The following is a 17,481-nucleotide window of genomic DNA, read 5'->3' on the forward strand; positions in this document are numbered from 1 at the left end:
AACGTTTACCAAGACAGGGATGGAAGGGGGCAGGTCATATGGCTGAACTTATCCATTTAACAGCCGGAAAGCTGCTTGAGCGGACCGCGAAGCTTTTTCCGGATCATGAAGCGGTTGTTTACCCTGAGCGCAGCCTTCGTTATACGTATGCCGAGTTTGACCGGTTATGCCGGCAAACCGCAAAAGGGCTGATGAAGCTGGGAGTTGAAAAAGGAGATCATGTGGCCATATGGGCATCCAACATTCCGGAATGGCTCGCGGCGCAATTTGCAACGGCGAAAATCGGCGCCGTTCTGGTCACCATTAATACCAATTTTCAAATCGCAGAGCTCGATTACCTGCTGGCACATTCAGATGTCTCGTCCCTGATAATCATGGATTCCTACCGGCAGACATCTTATGTTGAGATGGTGAATAAGCTGATTCCGGAGCTGAAAACTTGTGAGCGCGGCAGGCTGCGTTCGAAACGTTATCCATTTTTACGGACGGTGTTATATATCGGTGATAAAAGCCCGACCGGGATGCACCGTTGGGATTCTTTGCTGAAGGATGCCGAGTCTGTAACGGATGCAGAGCTTGACGGAAGGATGGACAGCCTGGAAAAGGGTGATTGCATTCATATGCAATATACATCAGGTACGACCGGATTTCCGAAAGGCGTCATGCTCTCACATTTTAATATCGTAAATAACGCGGCCAATATCGCAGAATGCATGAAGCTTACTTCATGTGACCGTTTATGTATTCCCGTGCCGTTTTTCCACTGCTTTGGGTGTGTGCTCGGCGTGCTGGCATGTGTTTCCGCGGGTGCGGCGATGATTCCGATCGAACAGTTTTCTCCGCCGGCCGTTCTGAAAACGGTGGAGAAAGAAGCCTGCACGGCTCTGCACGGTGTACCGACGATGTTTATCGCCCTCCTAAATGACAGCCATTTTTCTGAATATGATCTTTCCCACGTCCGAACCGGGATTATGGCAGGCTCGCCATGCCCGGCGGAAGGCATGAGAGAAGTGATCGGCAAAATGGGGATGACCGACATTACCATTGCCTACGGACAGACCGAAGCATCACCTGTTATTACGCAGACAAGAACGGATGATTCATTTGAAAGAAGAGTGGAAACAGCGGGGCGCGCGCTTCCCCATATCGAAGTCAGAATCGTTCGTCCCGGAACATCCCAAGAAGCCGCCCGGGGCGAACAAGGAGAGCTCTGCACCCGCGGATATCATGTCATGAAAGGCTATTATAAAAATCAAGAAGCGACCGAAGAAGCGATAGACAAAGACGGCTGGCTGCATACCGGTGATTTGGCGGTCATGGACGAGGACGGGTACTGCAAAATCACGGGCCGTCTGAAAGACATGCTGATCAGGGGCGGCGAAAATATCTATCCGCGCGAGATTGAGGAAATGTTATATCGGCATCCCGCGGTAGCAGACGTTCAGGTCGTCGGCGTGCCTGATCCGAAATACGGAGAAGAGGCCGCGGCGTGGATCAGGCTCAAAGACGGACAAACCGCTTCCGCAGAAGACATCAGAGCCTTTTGCAAAGAACATATCGCCCGCTATAAAGTCCCCAGGTATGTTTTGTTTACAGATGAATATCCAATGACAGCCTCCGGAAAAATTCAGAAATTCAAGCTGCGGGAAAAAACGATTGAAGAGCTCAAGTTAACTTAATGAAAAAGGAGTGCTTCACATTTGTTTAAAAAAGTCCTGATTGCCAACAGAGGAGAAATCGCCTTAAGAATTATCCGCACCTGCAAACGTCTCGGCATCCCCTCGGCAGCTGTCTATTCAGAAGCCGACCGGGACGCGCTGCACGTAAAAGCGGCTGATGAGGCCTATCCGATCGGAAAATCGAGAGTAAATGAAAGCTATTTACATATCGACAGAATCATAGAAGCCGCTAAATCCGCCGGAGCGGACGCCATTCATCCGGGCTACGGGCTGCTGTCAGAAAACAGCCTGTTCGCCGAACGCTGCCGGAAGGAACAAATCACATTTATCGGTCCGCCCGGTGATATCATCGCCAAGATGGGCAGCAAGATAGAAGCCCGAAAAACGATGCAAAAAGCAAAGGTCCCGATCGTTCCCGGTGTTCCAGAGCCATTGCCCGATGTTCACTCCGCCTTAGCCGAAGCCCGTGCCATCGGTTTTCCGGTCATGCTGAAAGCGTCCGCAGGTGGCGGCGGAATCGGCATGCAGATCGTACATTCAGAAGAAGAGCTGGCCAAAGCGTTCGAAGGCAATCAAAAGCGGGCCGCCTCCTTTTTTGGAGACGGCGCAATGTACATGGAAAAGGTCATTGAAAATGCCCGTCATATTGAAATTCAGATACTCGCAGATTCTTTCGGCAACACCGTTCATCTGTTTGAACGTGACTGTTCAGTCCAAAGGCGCCACCAAAAAGTGATAGAAGAAGCGCCGTCACCGTTTGTTGACGATGAATTAAGACAAAGACTCGGTGAAACCGCCGTTAAAGCCGCAAAATCGATCGGCTACCAAAATGCAGGCACAATAGAATTTCTCGTCGATCAAAAGAAACAAATCTATTTTTTAGAGATGAACACAAGACTGCAGGTGGAGCATCCGGTGACAGAAGAAATTACAGGACTGGATCTTGTGGAAGAACAGCTGAAAATTGCCGCTGGGCAGGCGCTGACTTTCTCGCAGAAAGATATCAACCACCGCGGTCATGCGATAGAAGTGCGGATTTATGCGGAAGATCCGGTCACCTTTTACCCGTCACCCGGTGCCATCTCGTCTTTTTCCGTTTTAAGACACCCGTCAGTGCGACACGAATGCGCCGTCGAAAAGGGAAGCGTCATTTCTCCGTTTTACGATCCGATGATTGCCAAAATGATCGTCACGGCGAATACGAGAAAACAAGCCATTGAACAACTGAAAACCGCCCTTGGCGAATATCATGTAGAAGGGATTAAAACCAACATTCCGCTGCTGACAAAAATTGCCCATTCAGAAGTGTTTGAAAAGGGTGAGGCGACAACCGGTTTTTTACAAACAATGAACGAGGGGGCGTCAAAATGAGCGTCATAAAAATTCAGATGGCGGGAAACCTGTGGAAAATTCATGTGAAGCCGGGTGATGTCATTGAAGAAGGACAGGAAGTGGCCATCTTGGAATCTATGAAAATGGAAATTCCGATTATCGCTGATGCAGCGGGTACGGTGAAAGAAGTGAAAAAATCAGAAGGTGATTTCACTGATGAAGGAGAGGTCCTGATTGAACTTCAATAAAACGGGAGGTGCAGCATGAACTGTCCGAAACATGTCCGCATCAATGAAGTAGGACCGCGTGACGGCTTGCAGAATGAATCGGCGTGGGTGGATACAGAAGATAAGATTGAGTGGATCAATATGCTTTCAAAAACAGGCCTTCCCTATATCGAAGTGACATCATTCGTGCATCCGAGATGGATTCCGGCTCTTCGTGACAGCCTGGACGTCGCAAAAGGCATTGCCAGATCTGAACATACGGTCTACGCGGCTCTCGTTCCGAACCTCATCGGGCTGGAGCATGCGGCAGAAGGCGGAATCGATCAGGCATGTGTATTTTTATCTGCAAGCGAAACCCATAACCAAAAAAACGTAAACAAACCGATTGACCGGACCGTTCAAGAGCTCAGGCGGGTTATTACTGAAGCAAAAGCTGAAAAAATGGCGACGAGAGCTTATCTGTCCACTGTGTTCGGCTGTCCGTACGAACAGAACGTGCCGGTCGAACAAGTCATCCGCCTGTCAGACACCCTGCTCGAAATGGGTGTTGATGAAATATCGCTCGGCGACACGATCGGCGCGGCAAACCCCTTGCAGGTCATAGCCGTGCTTGAAGCCCTTTTGCCGAGAATTCCCGCCTCAAAAATCGCACTCCATTTCCATGATACAAGAGGAACGGCTCTAGCGAATATCATTCCCGCTCTTGATATGGGCATCACATCCTTTGATACTTCCTCAGGCGGGCTTGGCGGCTGCCCGTACGCCCCTGGATCAGCAGGCAACGCTGCCACAGAAGATGTCATTTATATGCTCGAACAAATGGGGATTGATACCGGGACGGACATGAATAAACTTCTTTATGCCGCCGGCTGGATCGCGGATAAAATAGGCAAAGACCTGCCAAGCAGAAACCTGCAGGCATTCAGAACGAAATGAGAAAGGAGAAGCCATGGGAGATTGCGTCTTGTATTCCGTCTGTCAAGAAACGATCGGTCTGATCACGCTGAACCGCCCGCATGCGGCCAACTCGCTGTCTTCAGAAATGATTGATCATTTACAGCGTGTGATTGAAGACATCAAAAACTCGCCGTCCATTCGTTGTGTCATTCTCACCGGCACCGGGAACACATTTTGTGCCGGTGCTGATTTAAAAGAAAGAGCGGGGATGAATCATGAACAAGTCAAACAAAGCGTCAGGCGTATCGGTGAAACGGCCGCATCCATTGAAGCTCTCCCGCAGCCGGTCATTGCAGCGCTGAACGGAACCGCTGTCGGAGGAGGCCTTGAACTCGCTCTCGCCTGCGATATCAGAATCGCCGTCAGCCGGGCGGGCCTCGGCCTTCCTGAAACAGGGCTTGCGATCATTCCCGGAGCGGGCGGAACGCAGAGACTGCCCCGGCTTATCGGCCCCGGCGCGGCAAAAGAATTGATCTATACCGGCCGAAGGCTTTCTGCCGAAGAGGGAAAAGACATGAAGCTGATCGAGCATGTTTGTGAAGCCGATGAACTTATGGAAAAAGCAAAAGCACTGGCCGGCCGCATCGCCGCTAATGGGCCGATCGCCGTCAGACAAGCAAAATCCGCGATAAACAAGGGTCTGGAGACAGATCTCAATACAGGGCTCGAAATCGAACGAAAAGCATATGAACAAGTCATCCCCACACTTGACAGAGAAGAGGGCCTGCGCGCTTTTAAAGAAAAAAGACCCCCTGAATACAAAGGAAAATAAAACATGGAGGGACTCGGATGGATTACGAAAAAGAACGGCAGACACGCAGCAAAACGATTGAAAAGGGAGGAGCCGCGAAATATCACGCAAGCAACGAAAAGAAGGGAAAACTTTTTGTAAGAGACAGGCTGAAGCTTTTATTCGATGACGGCATATCCGTTGAAGACGCTTTTTTCGCCGAGTGCATGTCAGACGGACTGCCGGCTGACGGGGTCGTTACCGGGATCGGAACCATCGGCGGCAGAACCGTTTGTGTGATGGCAAACGACTCAACCGTAAAGGCGGGCTCGTGGGGCGCGAAAACGGTGGAAAAAATCATCCGCATTCAGGAGACGGCGGAAAAGCTTCAGTGTCCGCTCTTGTACTTAGTCGATTCCGCAGGTGCGAGAATTACGGATCAGGTCGACATGTTCCCGGGCAGAAGGGGAGCCGGCCGCATCTTTTATAATCAAGTAAAGCTGTCGGGCCGCATTCCGCAAATCTGTTTATTGTTCGGCCCTTCCGCTGCGGGCGGCGCTTACATTCCGGCCTTTTGCGACATTGTCATTATGGTCGAAGGCAATGCATCCATGTACTTAGGCTCCCCGCGTATGGCGGAAATGGTGATTGGCGAGAAAGTATCGCTTGAAGAAATGGGCGGCGCCCGTATGCATTGTTCCGTATCAGGCTGCGGTGATCTCCTCGCCCCGACGGAACAGGAAGCAATCATGATGGCGCAGACATATCTCAGCTACTTTCCGGCAAATTATACTGAAAAAGCGCCCGTCAACAAATCTAAGAACCCGAAAGCTTTTGAAAAACCGCTCTCAGATGTCATCCCGGCATATCAAAACGCACCGTTCAACATGATGGATTTAATTGAACGTGTCATTGATGAAGACTCATTTTTTGAGATTAAACCGTTATTTGCGCAGGAATTAATAACGGGGCTTGCGCGGATTCACGGACAGCCGGTCGGCATTATCGCCAATCAGCCGCGTGTCAAAGGCGGGGTTTTATTTCTCGATTCGGCGGATAAAGCCGCAAAATTTATCGCTTTGTGCGACGCATTCCATATTCCGCTTCTGTTTTTAGCAGACATTCCCGGATTCATGATCGGAACGAAGGTTGAGCAGGCGGGCATCATCAGGCATGGCGCAAAAATGATCTCCGCAATGGCGGAAGCGACTGTTCCGAAGCTTTCCGTTATCGTCAGAAAAGCCTACGGTGCCGGATTATACGCGATGGCGGGGCCTGCTTTTGAACCGGACTGCTGTTTAGCGCTTCCGACTGCGCAAATTGCCGTAATGGGTCCTGAAGCAGCGGTGAATGCGGTCTACGCAAAGAAAATCAGCGAGCTGGCCCCTGAAGAAAGGCCGGCTTTTATTCAAGAAAAGCGTGATGAATATAAGGAAGACATTAACCTTTACCGGCTTGCCTCTGAAATGGTGATTGACGGCATTGTTCCTGCTGATTCCTTGCGGGAAGAACTCAATAAACGCCTCACTGCTTACATGTCCAAACAACTGACATTCACACACCGGAAACACCCCGTATACCCGGTATAAATAAAAAAAAAGACTGCATAGATCCGGCTCACAGCCGTTCTTATGCAGTCTTTTTTCACAGTCTTGATCTCATTTTCTTCACAACAAAATAAACAACAATAAATACGAGCGCCAAGATAATGATCGGAGTTGTATACATTCCGGCATAGCTGTCTACGTCTTTCCACTGTCCCCCGAGCTGATACCCGAGATAAACGAAAATGACAGACCACGGAATAATGGCAAGCGTCGTCAATATGACAAACTTGGAAAGAGGCATTTTCGCAAGGCCGGCCGGGATGGAAATCGCATGTCTGACGACCGGGATAAACCGCGCCGAGAACACAACGCCGGCGCCGTAACGGCGAAACCAGTTTTCCGCAACATCAACATGATGCTTTTTCAGAAGTAAGTACTTGCCGTACTTGTCCAAAAACGGCCGTCCCCCATAACGGGCGATCCAGTATATAAAGCACTGCGCGATCGTTCCCCCGATCACACCGGCGACAATGGCGCCGATAAAGCTGATCGTGCCTTCTGACACCATATAGCCTCCGTAAGCCAGAACGATTTCACTCGGAATGATTTCGATCATTAATCCGAGCGCAATCCCTAAATAGCCCATACTTGTCAGCCAGGATAATATTTCACTAATAAAATTGCCCACACTGTTCACAACCTCTTTATCTTTTTACCCAATTATATGACTGATTGACAAGCAAAATGGTTACAAATTATTTTTTAACGCACGATTTCTTCAGATTCTCTTTTTAACACCTCTTCTAAATAAGCTAAAAGTTTCGGTCTCATTTCTTCCCGCAGAAGCCCGATCTCCGTGCCGGCCTTAAAACAGCCGAACTTATCTCCTATATCAAACCGGCTTCCTTCAAGCTCCCGCGCATAAATGTTTCGGGTGCGGCACACTTCGCGCAGCGCGTCTGTCAATTGGATTTCGTTGCCCGCGCCTCTTCCGATCGTCTTCAGCGTTTTAAAAATGGCAGGGGTTAATATGTAGCGGCCCATCACGGCAATATGAGAGGGCGCCTTTTCAACAGCCGGTTTCTCAATCAGATCCTCAACCCGGTATACATGACCGCTCTGCCGCCCCGTCTGTATAATACCATATTTGCTGACATCAGCAGGATCGACGGGCTGTACGCCGATCGTTTCTGTGCCGTGTTGGTTATAGACGTCTATGAGCTGTGAAAGAGCGGGAGTGTCAGATACCATAATATCATCACCTAATAGAACGGCAAAAGGCTCATCTCCGATAAAATGCTCCGCACACAGCACGGCATGGCCTAGTCCGAGCGGTTCTTTCTGACGGATGTAATGAATATTGGCCAAATCGGCAATCCGCTGCATTTCCTTCAGCGTCTCTGACTTGCCTTTTTCCTCAAGATTGAATTCCAACTCCGCCGACCGGTCAAAATGATCTTCAATCGAGCGTTTGTTTCTCCCTGTAATAATCAGTATATCTTCAATTCCTGACGCTGCTGCCTCTTCGACAATATATTGGATTGCCGGTTTGTCGACGATCGGCAGCATTTCTTTCGGCTGCGCCTTTGTCGCCGGCAGAAATCTCGTTCCTAAACCCGCTGCGGGGATGACCGCTTTTCTCACTTTTTTTCTCATTCATCTTCACTCCTGATCCTGTATGTTTTTCAGCGAATCTCCAAATACCCAGATTCGGTTTCCGATAAAATTCATCATCATTCCGCCGATAGTGGCGGCGAGCTTACTCACCAAAAGCGAACAGCCGCCTTTTTGAAACGCGTACAGCAGCAAAAAGGTGATTCCCGACGCGGCAAGATTAATGATGAGAAAGCGCACGATCTCTTTCCCGTCAGCCTTGCGCTTTACACGAAACGTCCACTTACGGTTCCATACATAGCTGTTGATGATCCCTGCCGAATAGGAGCAGATCTGCGCCGGAAGATAGGGGACATGACAAGCGGCGAGAAGAAAGAAGACACCAAAATCAATCAGCGTATTTCCGACGCCTACAGTGCAAAAACGGCCTGCTGTCTTTACTTTTTCTTTCAGCATAACGGCATCCGGCTTTGACCTCCCTTCATAAGTAAGATGCGGATCGCTGTCCTATTTGTTGATATGGATTACTTTAACGGACAGTGTTGAATAAACAATTACTAAAATATGAACAAAACATGAAAACGTAATGAGGCTTTGCAAAACTCATTAAGTTAACAGTTTGATAGTTTAGGTTGACATATTCCGTGAGGGGCACTAATATTCTGTATAAGTGTTAACCTTTAATTATTTTGGTTAACATTAATTTTCAAAGTAAGAGAAAGGAGGGGAATATATGCGGGAAGAAACCTATTACAGCGTCAGAATGAGAGCTTCCCGAAACGCCCCCCATGAGCAGGGCGGAAAACACATTTCCGGCGGAGAACGGCTCATCACTTACGGCGGTTTACAGGAAGCGGTAGATGGCTTATTACATAAAGGCTTCTCGCACTCAAGAGGGATACCTGATTTTATGCAGATTCAGCTTGAAAGCGTTAATGAACCGATCGAAACGATCCGCCCTTTGCCGGTTGCTTTCCATCAAACAGACACGCCGGAAAAAGGACAAGCGATCGCCCGCAAGCTTCTGCAAAAGGCGGGAATTCCCCCGCACATGATAGAGAAAGCGTACGAAAACATTGCGGAATATGCAGACGCAAGAGGAGCGGTCCTGTTTGATATCCGGGCAGGAAAACGCATTGACGGCAGAGGAAATAGAGGTGTGCGGGTATCTCGAGTGGATTGGCCGTCACATGATTTTCAAAAATGGGCTTTTACTCACAACATGCCGGAAAATTCACGAATAAAAGAAGCACATGCCATCGCGGCAAAAGTTTGCGCATATCCGGGGATTATTGCTGAATTGTGCTGGTCGGATGATCCTGATTACATAACAGGCTACGTTGCCGCAAAGAAGCTGGGATATCAGCGGATTGCCAAGATGAAAAATGCCGGAGATGAAAGCGGCTGCCGGATTTTCTTTACAGATGGCTCCATAGATACAGAGAGCTGTATCCATTTTTTGGAGAAGCAGCCTGTATTCATTCAGCGGGAGGAGAAATGATGAAACAATCAATGATTGAAAAAAGCAAACAGCATCTTTGGCTGCCTTTCACACAAATGAAAGATTACGATGAAGATCCGTTAATCATTGAAAGCGGAAACGGGATCATGCTGAAAGACATCAGCGGCAAAGAATATTATGACGGCTTTTCTTCAGTATGGCTCAATGTACACGGCCACCGCAAAAAAGAAATGGATGAAGCGATTCAAAAACAGCTTGAAAAAATCGCTCATTCGACTTTGCTGGGTATGACGAACGTTCCCGCAACAGAACTTGCCGAGATGCTGACAGGCATCACACCGGAAAAGCTGACACGCGTTTTTTACTCCGACAGCGGAGCGGAAGCAATGGAAATCGCTCTGAAAATGGCCTTTCAATACTGGAAAAACATAGGGAGACCCGAGAAACAGACGTTTATTTCTATGCAGAACGGCTATCACGGCGATACGATCGGAGCCGTCAGCGTCGGCTCCATTGAACTCTTCCACCATGTGTACGGCCCGCTGATGTTTGAAAGCTACAAAGCCCCGATTCCGTATGTATACAGATCTGAAAGCGGCGCCCCCGTACAGTGCCGGGATGAATGCCTTCACGCGCTCGAACAGCTGCTTGCAAAGCACCACGAAGAGATTGCCGCACTTACGATTGAATCGATGGTGCAAGGCGCATCCGGGATGATCGTCATGCCTGAAGGCTTTCTGGCAGGCGTACGAAAGCTGTGTACGGCATATGATGTGTTAATGATCGTTGACGAAGTGGCGACGGGGTTCGGCCGCACCGGAAAAATGTTTGCCTGTGAGCATGAAAATGTCCAGCCGGACTTGATGGCGGCAGGGAAAGGCATTACGGGAGGCTATTTGCCGATCGCTGTGACGTTTGCCACAGAAGCCATTTATGAAGCCTTCTACGATGACTACGACAAAATGAAAACATTTTTCCACGGCCATTCCTATACAGGAAATCAGCTTGGCTGTGCCGCGGCAATTGAAAATCTGCGATTATTCGAATCAGAACGCATCGTTGAACGAGTCGCCGAAAAATCAAAAACGGCAGCGGAATTTCTTCATGATCTGAAGCAGCTTCCCCATGTCGGCGATGTCCGCCAGCTCGGTTTCATGTGCGGCATAGAGCTTGTGCAGGATAAGGGGACAAAACAGCCTTATCCGCCTGAAAAGCGGATGGGATACAAGGTGTCCTTGAAAATGAGAGAGCTTGGTATGCTGACACGGCCGCTCGGAGACGTCATCGCCTTTCTGCCGCCGCTTGCCAGCACAACCGATCAGTTACAAGCCATGATCTCCATTATGAAAGAAGCGATAGCCGAGGTGACCGGCCGTGGATTTTGACGGATGGCTCCTCAAAAGGCTCGATGCGGTGAAAAGAGACGGGCTGTATCGGACGCTGCGAACACAGGAAACCGCTCTCAAAACCAAGGGGCAAAAGCGGCAGACCTGGGCATCCAATGACTATTTAGGCCTGTCAAAAGATGAGCGGCTGATCACAGCTGCGCAAACGGCGCTGAGCCGGTTCGGAGCGGGAAGCGGCGGCTCACGGTTAACGACAGGAAATACTGTGTGGCACGAAAAACTTGAACAAACAATCGCGGACTTTAAACAGACGGAAGCGGCTTTATTGTTTTCAAGCGGTTACTTGGCGAATATCGGCGTGCTTGCCTCACTGCCTCAAAAAGGCGATGTCATTTTAAGCGATCAACTGAACCATGCGAGCATTGTTGACGGCTGCCGTTTATCAAAAGCGGAAACCATCGTGTACCGCCATATTGATATGGCTGATCTTGAGAAAAAACTTGCCTCCGTCCAGGCTCGGAACCGCCGCTTTATCGTCACAGACGGCGTCTTCAGCATGGACGGCACCATCGCGCCTCTTGACCGCATAATGGCGCTTGCAAAGCAGTACCAGGCATTTGTGATAGCAGATGACGCGCATGCAACCGGTGTACTCGGGGAAAACGGCGGAGGAACCAGTGACTATTTCGGTGTTTGTCCTGATGTTGTCATCGGCACATTAAGCAAAGCTGTAGGAACGGAAGGCGGTTTTGCCGCGGGATCAAACATTTTCATTGATTTTTTGCTGAATCAGGCGCGGACGTTTATTTTTCAGACGGCCCTCCCGCCGTCAATTTGTGCAGCTTCGCATACGGCACTTGACATCATATCAGATATGCACGATACGCGCCGTGAGCTGCAGTCGTCTGTCAAAACGATAAAAACGCGTCTGGCCGATATGGGCTTTACCGTAAGAGGCGGAGATACACCGATTATCCCCGTTATCATCGGTGATGCAAAAACAGCGGTTTCAGCCGCTGCGCTGCTGGAGAAAAAGGGAATCTGCGCCCCGGCCATCCGCCCGCCCGCCGTTCCGGAAGGCGAAAGCAGAATCAGGCTGACCGTTACGGCGGATCGCAGCTTACAGGACATAGACGAGCTGACAGAAGCATTTGATTCCATTAGAAAAGAGCTGAATATAAACAAATGAGAAGTTTTTTTGTCACAGGAACAGATACCGGCGTCGGAAAAACCATCGTTTCTTGCGGACTTGCCGCGGCATTCCGGCAGAAACAGGCGGATATCGGAGTGTTTAAGCCGTTTTTAAGCGGCGTGCCGCGGACTCATCCGGAAAGTGACACCTCGCTGTTGAAAGACATGTCACAAACCGCACTGTCTCATGAAGAAATTACGCCATTTGAATGGAAAGAGCCGCTTGCGCCGTACACGGCCGCCATGCTTGAGGGGAAATCCGTGAGCATGGATGAAGTCATGGCCCACTGGAGTAAGATCAAAAATCGTCATGAGTGTTTCATCGTCGAGGGGGCAGGCGGCATTTCCGTCCCGCTTGGTGAAAATTACTTAGTCAGTGATCTGATAAAAGCCTTGGAATTGCCGGCAGTGATTGTCGCCAGGCCTGATCTCGGAACCATCAACCACACATATTTAACCGTTGAATATGCGAAAAACATGGGGATAGAGGTTCTCGGCATTATTATCAACGGCGTAAGGAGCAGGCCGGGGCTGGACGAAAAGACAAATCCGAGCATGATTGAAACATTATGCAAAGTTCCGATTTTGGGAATCACACCGAAGCTGGAACACGTTTCACCGGAAAACATTCAACACATGATTGAGAAACATATAGATGTTTCCTCTTTCATGAATCTGACACAAATGGGGAGATAAACATGAATCAATGGATGGATCTTGCAGAGAGAGTGCTGGACGGGGCGGAAGTAACGGATCAAGAAGCGCTGGCCATTTTAAATTGTCCTGATGAGGATCTTTTATTGCTGATGCATGCCGCTTTTCATATCAGAAAACGATTTTACGGAAAAAAAGTAAAGCTGAATATGATTATGAATGCAAAATCAGGCCTGTGTCCGGAAAATTGCGGGTACTGTTCACAATCTTCAATATCAAAAGCGCCGATCGAGTCTTATCGGATGGTGGATAAGCATATATTGCTGAAGGGGGCAAAACGCGCCCACGACCTGAATATAGGGACATACTGTATCGTCGCCAGCGGGCGGGGACCGTCGAACAGAGAAGTAGATCAAGTTGTTGATGCTGTCAAAGAAATTAAAGAAACGTACGGTTTGAAAATCTGCGCATGCCTTGGTCTGCTGAAGCCCGAACAGGCAGAGCGGCTGAAACAAGCAGGAGTAGACCGGTACAATCATAACATCAATACATCACAAAGGAATCACTCAAACATTACGACCTCCCACACGTATGACGACAGGGTCAACACAGTGGAAACGGCGAAACAATCAGGGATGTCACCTTGTTCTGGTGTCATCGTCGGCATGAAAGAGACGAAACAGGACGTCATTGATATGGCGAACAGCTTAAAAGCGCTTGACGCCGACAGCATCCCGGTTAATTTTCTGCATGCGATTGACGGAACTCCGTTAGAAGGGGTAAGCGAATTACATCCGGTGTATTGCCTGAAAGTGCTCGCCTTATTCCGTTTTATCAATCCGTCAAAAGAAATCCGTATCTCAGGAGGCCGGGAAGTCAACCTTCGTTCGCTGCAGCCGCTGGGACTTTATGCCGCAAATTCGATTTTCGTCGGAGATTACTTAACGACAGCAGGGCAGCAAGAAACAGAGGATCATCAAATGCTCCATGATTTAGGTTTTGAAGTCGAATCCGTTGAAGAAATGAAAGCCGGCCTGCAATCCGCCTGCAATACGGAGGTATAAGATGACGGCGGGCCTATCGATTGCACATCCGTCTCTTCATGCGGATTCGGATTTTTGGAATGACCCTTACCCGTTTTATGACAAACTGCGATCCATTGATCCTGTTTATAAAGGAACCGTATTAAAATATCCGGGCTGGTATGTCACCGGGTACAAAGAAGCGGCAGCGATTCTGAAAGACATTCGGTTTAAAAACCGCATTCCTCTTCCGGAAGCTTCAACGAAATATCAAAATCTATCGCATATCCAGCACGATATGCTGTTATTTAAAAATCAATCAGACCATAAGCGGATGCGGATGCTTATCGGTAAAGAATTTACCGCAAAGACGGCGGAATCACTTCGCCCTTGTATAAAAGAAACGGTTCATGACTTGTTGGATCAAGTCCAAATCAAAAAAACCGCGGACCTTGTTTCAGAGTTTGCCTTTCCATTGGCAAGCCTTATCATTGCGGAGATACTCGGAGTGCCGAAAGAGGAGAGATATCAATTCAGACAATGGACGGCAGACGTCATTCAGGCCATTGATCTTACCCGATCAAGAAAGACGTTAGTCAGAGCAAGCGACACCGCAGGCAGGCTGACGTCATATTTCAGAGATTTGATTCACAAGCGGGAAGCGCACCCTCAACAAGACTTGATCAGCAGGTTTATTATGGAGGAACAGCTTTCAAAAGAGGAAGTGCTCGCGACATGTATCTTACTTGTCATAGCCGGACACGAGACGACGGTAAACCTCATAAGCAACGGTGTGTTTACTTTATTGAAACACCCTGAACAGCTTAGCGCACTGAGAGAAAACCCCTCGCTTATTGAAACTGCAGTTGAGGAATGTCTGCGCTACGACAGCCCCGCGCAGCTGACGGCACGCACCGCCTCAGAAGACTGCGAAATAAATGGGAAGACCATAAAAAAAGGAGAGCAGGTATATATCCTTTTAGGGGCAGCCAATCGCGATCCAAGCATATTCGATCAACCTCACAAAATGGATATCCAAAGAAAACCGAATCCGCATCTTGCATTCGGAAGGAACGCCCATTTTTGCATAGGCTCCTCATTAGCGCGCATCGAAGCACAAATTGCAATTCTCACACTGTTTGAGCGGATGCCTAAGCTTCGGCTGGCTGCACACCGCCTTGAATACCGCAAGCTCATTGGTTTTAGGTCGCTCAAAGAGCTCCCGGTTGTCATTGGCTGAATGACCATGCAGGAGGGCCGGATTTTATCGGTTCCTCTTGCAGGAAATAAATGAAAGAAAAAAGAATACATATTTATAAAGCAAAAATCCTCTCTGATCCATCTCACTATCCCTAAAAAAACTCACTGCTCAGCCAATCAATCTAATACAGCAAGAGTCTCCCTTTCTTTCGCCAAAACGGAACATTCATCATGATGCACATTTTTTCAGCCTTAGAAACTGTGCAAAACCGGCATGTTTTTTGCTTTATTTTCTCGATTTTTTGTAAGCGCTTACTAATATTAAGCAGAAAAGAGGGGGATTTGTGGACATTGTTATTATTTTATTGGCATTAGGCATGCTGATGTTTGCGGCTTACCGGGGCTTTTCAGTCATTTTATTCGCCCCGATTTGTGCGCTGTTTGCCGTGCTCCTGACAGATCCAAGCTTCGTACTTCCTTTCTTCTCGAATATATTTATGGAGAAGATGGTAGGATTTATTAAGCTGTATTTTCCCGTATTTCTTTTAGGGGCCGTTTTTGGCAAGGTTGTTGAAATATCCGGGCTCGCCGAGTCGATTGCAAAAACAATCGTCAAGCTTGTGGGAGCAAAAAGAGCCATTCTCGCCATCGTCTTAATGGGTGCGATTTTAACGTACAGCGGCGTCAGTCTCTTCGTAGCGGTGTTTGCCATTTATCCGTTTGCTAAAAACCTATTTATTAAAGCTGATATTCCCAAGCGTCTGATACCCGGTACGATTGCATTGGGCGCCTTTACATTTACAATGGATGCGCTTCCCGGCACACCGCAAATTCAAAATGTCATTCCGACCGCTTTTTTTAAAACAAACATTTATGCCGCTCCCTGGCTCGGACTGATTGGTGCAGCATTTGTGCTTACGGCCGGAATGATTTATTTAGAATCCCGGCGCAAAAAAGCGGCTAATGCCGGAGAAGGCTATGCTGGATTTCAATCTGAAGTTTCCGCTGCAGAGGAATCCTCAGGTCTGGCTAATGAAACACATACGCCTGTTTTACCGCAGGAGGCAGAACCCAGCCCCGCGCGGCAAGTTCTCGCCTTTGTTCCGCTTATCCTTGTGGGGGTCATGAACAAATGCTTCACGATGTGGCTCCCTCATTGGTACCCTAGCGGATTTGATTTTGCGCCGCTCGGGCTAGAAGCGTTCGGGAAGATTGACCTTTCCTCCGTCACTGCGATCTGGTCAGTAGAACTCGCACTGTTCATCGGAATCATGACAACGATTTTGTTCGATTGGAAAAAAGTCCTCTTCAATTTGAAAGAAGGACTGAATGAGGGCATCGGGGGCGCCTTGCTGGCGTCGATGAATACAGGAGCCGAATACGGATTTGGCGGCATCATTGCGGCGCTTCCCGGCTTTAAAATGGTCAGCAGCGGCATATCGCAGACGTTTACAGATCCGCTCGTCAACGGAGCGGTGACGACCACTGCGCTTGCCGGGATTACAGGATCGGCATCAGGAGGAATGGGCATCGCTTTAAGCACGATGTCAGCAGCGTATACAGAAGCAATCAATACATTCCACATCCCGCCGGAGGTCATGCACCGGGTGATATCGATGGCCTCCGGCGGGATGGACACTCTTCCGCATAATGGCGCCGTCATTACGCTGCTCGCGGTCACCGGGTTGACCCACCGCCAATCCTATAGGGATATCTTTGCCATAACCGTCATTAAAACAGCCGCTGTGTTTGTCATCATCGCCATTTACAGTCTGACGGGCCTTGTGTAGCCAAAACAGAAAGGGGAAACGAATATGGGAAAAGGAAAAGTGATGGACTCTTATCAAGATGCTGCTGCACTGATCAAGGACGGAGACACCCTCATCGCAGGAGGCTTCGGCCTGTGCGGCATTCCGGAACAATTAATTCTCGCGATCAGGGACAGCGGCGTAAAAAACTTGACCGTTGTCAGTAATAACTGCGGTGTTGATGATTGGGGGTTAGGCCTCTTGCTTGCAAACCGGCAGATCAAAAAAATGGTCGCATCCTATGTGGGAGAAAACAAAACCTTTGAACGGCAGTTTTTAAGCGGGGAGCTGGAAGTCGAATTGGTGCCCCAAGGAACGCTCGCAGAAAGAATTCGCGCGGGAGGGGCGGGCATTCCGGCGTTTTACACACCTGCGGGCGTCGGAACATCAGTAGCCGAGGGAAAAGAACATAAGACATTTGACGGGCGCACCTATCTTCTGGAGAAAGGGATTACAGGGAACGCCGCCATCGTAAAGGCCTGGAAAGCCGATCCTCTGGGCAACCTGATGTTCAGAAAGACGGCGAGAAATTTCAATCCGCTCGCTGCAATGGCAGGCAAAGTGACGATTGCAGAGGCTGAAGAAATCGTCGATGCCGGAGAGCTTGATCCGGATCAAATTCATACGCCGGGTATTTTTGTGCAGCACGTGCTGCACGGCGGGATTCATGAAAAACGGATTGAACGCCGCACCGTCCGGCAAGCATGATAAA

Annotated in this window: 17 protein-coding genes; 14 read left to right on the top strand and 3 right to left on the bottom strand. The window is 49.0% G+C overall.

The window, feature by feature from the left end; genetic code table 11:
• Nucleotides 1-38 precede the first annotated feature (38 nt).
• The 6 genes from OVA33_RS15270 to OVA33_RS15295 are packed head-to-tail and all read left to right on the top strand — an operon-like array spanning nt 39 to nt 6,514.
• Entirely contained in the window at nt 39-1,679 is a 1,641-nt protein-coding gene (locus tag OVA33_RS15270; protein WP_017417915.1) for an AMP-binding protein, read from the top strand.
• A gap of 21 nt (nt 1,680-1,700) precedes the next feature.
• A complete protein-coding gene (locus OVA33_RS15275; RefSeq protein WP_063636655.1) occupies nt 1,701-3,050 on the top strand; it encodes an acetyl-CoA carboxylase biotin carboxylase subunit in 1,350 nt (449 codons plus the stop codon).
• Nucleotides 3,047-3,259 (top strand): acetyl-CoA carboxylase biotin carboxyl carrier protein subunit, encoded by a 213-nt coding sequence (locus OVA33_RS15280; RefSeq protein WP_007410121.1) that lies wholly within the window; start codon nt 3,047-3,049, stop codon nt 3,257-3,259. Before OVA33_RS15275 ends, OVA33_RS15280 begins: the two co-directional genes overlap by 4 nt.
• Before the next feature lie 15 nt (nt 3,260-3,274).
• On the top strand, nt 3,275-4,174 hold the full coding sequence (locus OVA33_RS15285; RefSeq protein ID WP_007410122.1) for a hydroxymethylglutaryl-CoA lyase: 900 nt from the start codon (nt 3,275-3,277) through the stop codon (nt 4,172-4,174).
• Nucleotides 4,175-4,187: 13 nt separating this feature from the next.
• On the top strand, nt 4,188-4,967 hold the full coding sequence (locus tag OVA33_RS15290; RefSeq protein ID WP_015239964.1) for an enoyl-CoA hydratase: 780 nt from the start codon (nt 4,188-4,190) through the stop codon (nt 4,965-4,967).
• Nucleotides 4,968-4,984: 17 nt separating this feature from the next.
• Entirely contained in the window at nt 4,985-6,514 is a 1,530-nt protein-coding gene (locus tag OVA33_RS15295) for an acyl-CoA carboxylase subunit beta (RefSeq protein WP_017417914.1), read from the top strand.
• Nucleotides 6,515-6,569: 55 nt separating this feature from the next.
• On the opposite strand, the gene OVA33_RS15300 is transcribed toward OVA33_RS15295, so the two are convergent.
• The 3 genes from OVA33_RS15300 to OVA33_RS15310 all read right to left on the bottom strand — a co-directional run bounded on the left by OVA33_RS15300 (nt 6,570) and on the right by OVA33_RS15310 (nt 8,542).
• Nucleotides 6,570-7,160 carry an undecaprenyl phosphate transporter UptA gene (locus tag OVA33_RS15300; protein WP_007410125.1) on the bottom strand — a complete coding sequence of 197 codons (591 nt, stop codon included), beginning with the start codon at nt 7,158-7,160 and terminating at the stop codon, nt 6,570-6,572.
• A gap of 74 nt (nt 7,161-7,234) precedes the next feature.
• On the bottom strand, nt 7,235-8,128 hold the full coding sequence (gene galU / locus OVA33_RS15305; protein ID WP_063636654.1) for a UTP--glucose-1-phosphate uridylyltransferase GalU: 894 nt from the start codon (nt 8,126-8,128) through the stop codon (nt 7,235-7,237).
• Between the two features lie 6 nt (nt 8,129-8,134).
• Entirely contained in the window at nt 8,135-8,542 is a 408-nt protein-coding gene (locus OVA33_RS15310; protein ID WP_025650124.1) for a GtrA family protein, read from the bottom strand.
• A 277-nt stretch (nt 8,543-8,819) separates the two neighbouring features.
• Here OVA33_RS15310 and OVA33_RS15315 point away from each other — a divergent pair, with 277 nt between their 5' ends.
• The 8 genes from OVA33_RS15315 (at nt 8,820) to OVA33_RS15350 (ending at nt 17,477) form a co-directional block, all read left to right on the top strand.
• A complete protein-coding gene (locus OVA33_RS15315; RefSeq protein ID WP_014418059.1) occupies nt 8,820-9,587 on the top strand; it encodes a 6-carboxyhexanoate--CoA ligase in 768 nt (255 codons plus the stop codon).
• Nucleotides 9,587-10,933 carry an adenosylmethionine--8-amino-7-oxononanoate transaminase gene (bioA, locus tag OVA33_RS15320; protein ID WP_017417911.1) on the top strand — a complete coding sequence of 449 codons (1,347 nt, stop codon included), beginning with the start codon at nt 9,587-9,589 and terminating at the stop codon, nt 10,931-10,933. The genes OVA33_RS15315 and bioA overlap by 1 nt, the downstream gene beginning before the upstream one ends.
• The gene (gene bioF / locus OVA33_RS15325; protein WP_017417910.1) at nt 10,923-12,083 is read left to right on the top strand and encodes an 8-amino-7-oxononanoate synthase; all 1,161 of its coding nucleotides are present in this window, start codon (nt 10,923-10,925) and stop codon (nt 12,081-12,083) included. Before bioA ends, bioF begins: the two co-directional genes overlap by 11 nt.
• Complete coding sequence (bioD, locus tag OVA33_RS15330; RefSeq protein ID WP_025650125.1) at nt 12,080-12,781, top strand: dethiobiotin synthase; 702 nt, start codon at nt 12,080-12,082, stop codon at nt 12,779-12,781. The genes bioF and bioD overlap by 4 nt, the downstream gene beginning before the upstream one ends.
• Nucleotides 12,782-12,783: 2 nt before the next feature.
• Nucleotides 12,784-13,803, top strand: coding sequence for a biotin synthase BioB (bioB, locus tag OVA33_RS15335; RefSeq protein ID WP_017417908.1), 1,020 nt, complete (start codon nt 12,784-12,786; stop codon nt 13,801-13,803).
• A 1-nt stretch (nt 13,804) separates the two neighbouring features.
• Entirely contained in the window at nt 13,805-15,001 is a 1,197-nt protein-coding gene (locus OVA33_RS15340; protein WP_017417907.1) for a cytochrome P450, read from the top strand.
• A 304-nt stretch (nt 15,002-15,305) separates the two neighbouring features.
• Nucleotides 15,306-16,751, top strand: a complete 1,446-nt coding sequence (locus OVA33_RS15345; RefSeq protein ID WP_017417906.1) for a GntP family permease — start codon at nt 15,306-15,308, stop codon at nt 16,749-16,751.
• A 24-nt stretch (nt 16,752-16,775) separates the two neighbouring features.
• Nucleotides 16,776-17,477, top strand: coding sequence for a CoA transferase subunit A (locus OVA33_RS15350; RefSeq protein WP_017417905.1), 702 nt, complete (start codon nt 16,776-16,778; stop codon nt 17,475-17,477).
• The last annotated feature ends 4 nt before the right edge of the window (nt 17,478-17,481 follow it).

It is taken from the genome of Bacillus sp. KICET-1 (genome assembly GCF_027721405.1).
Lineage (GTDB): Bacteria > Bacillota > Bacilli > Bacillales > Bacillaceae > Bacillus > Bacillus velezensis.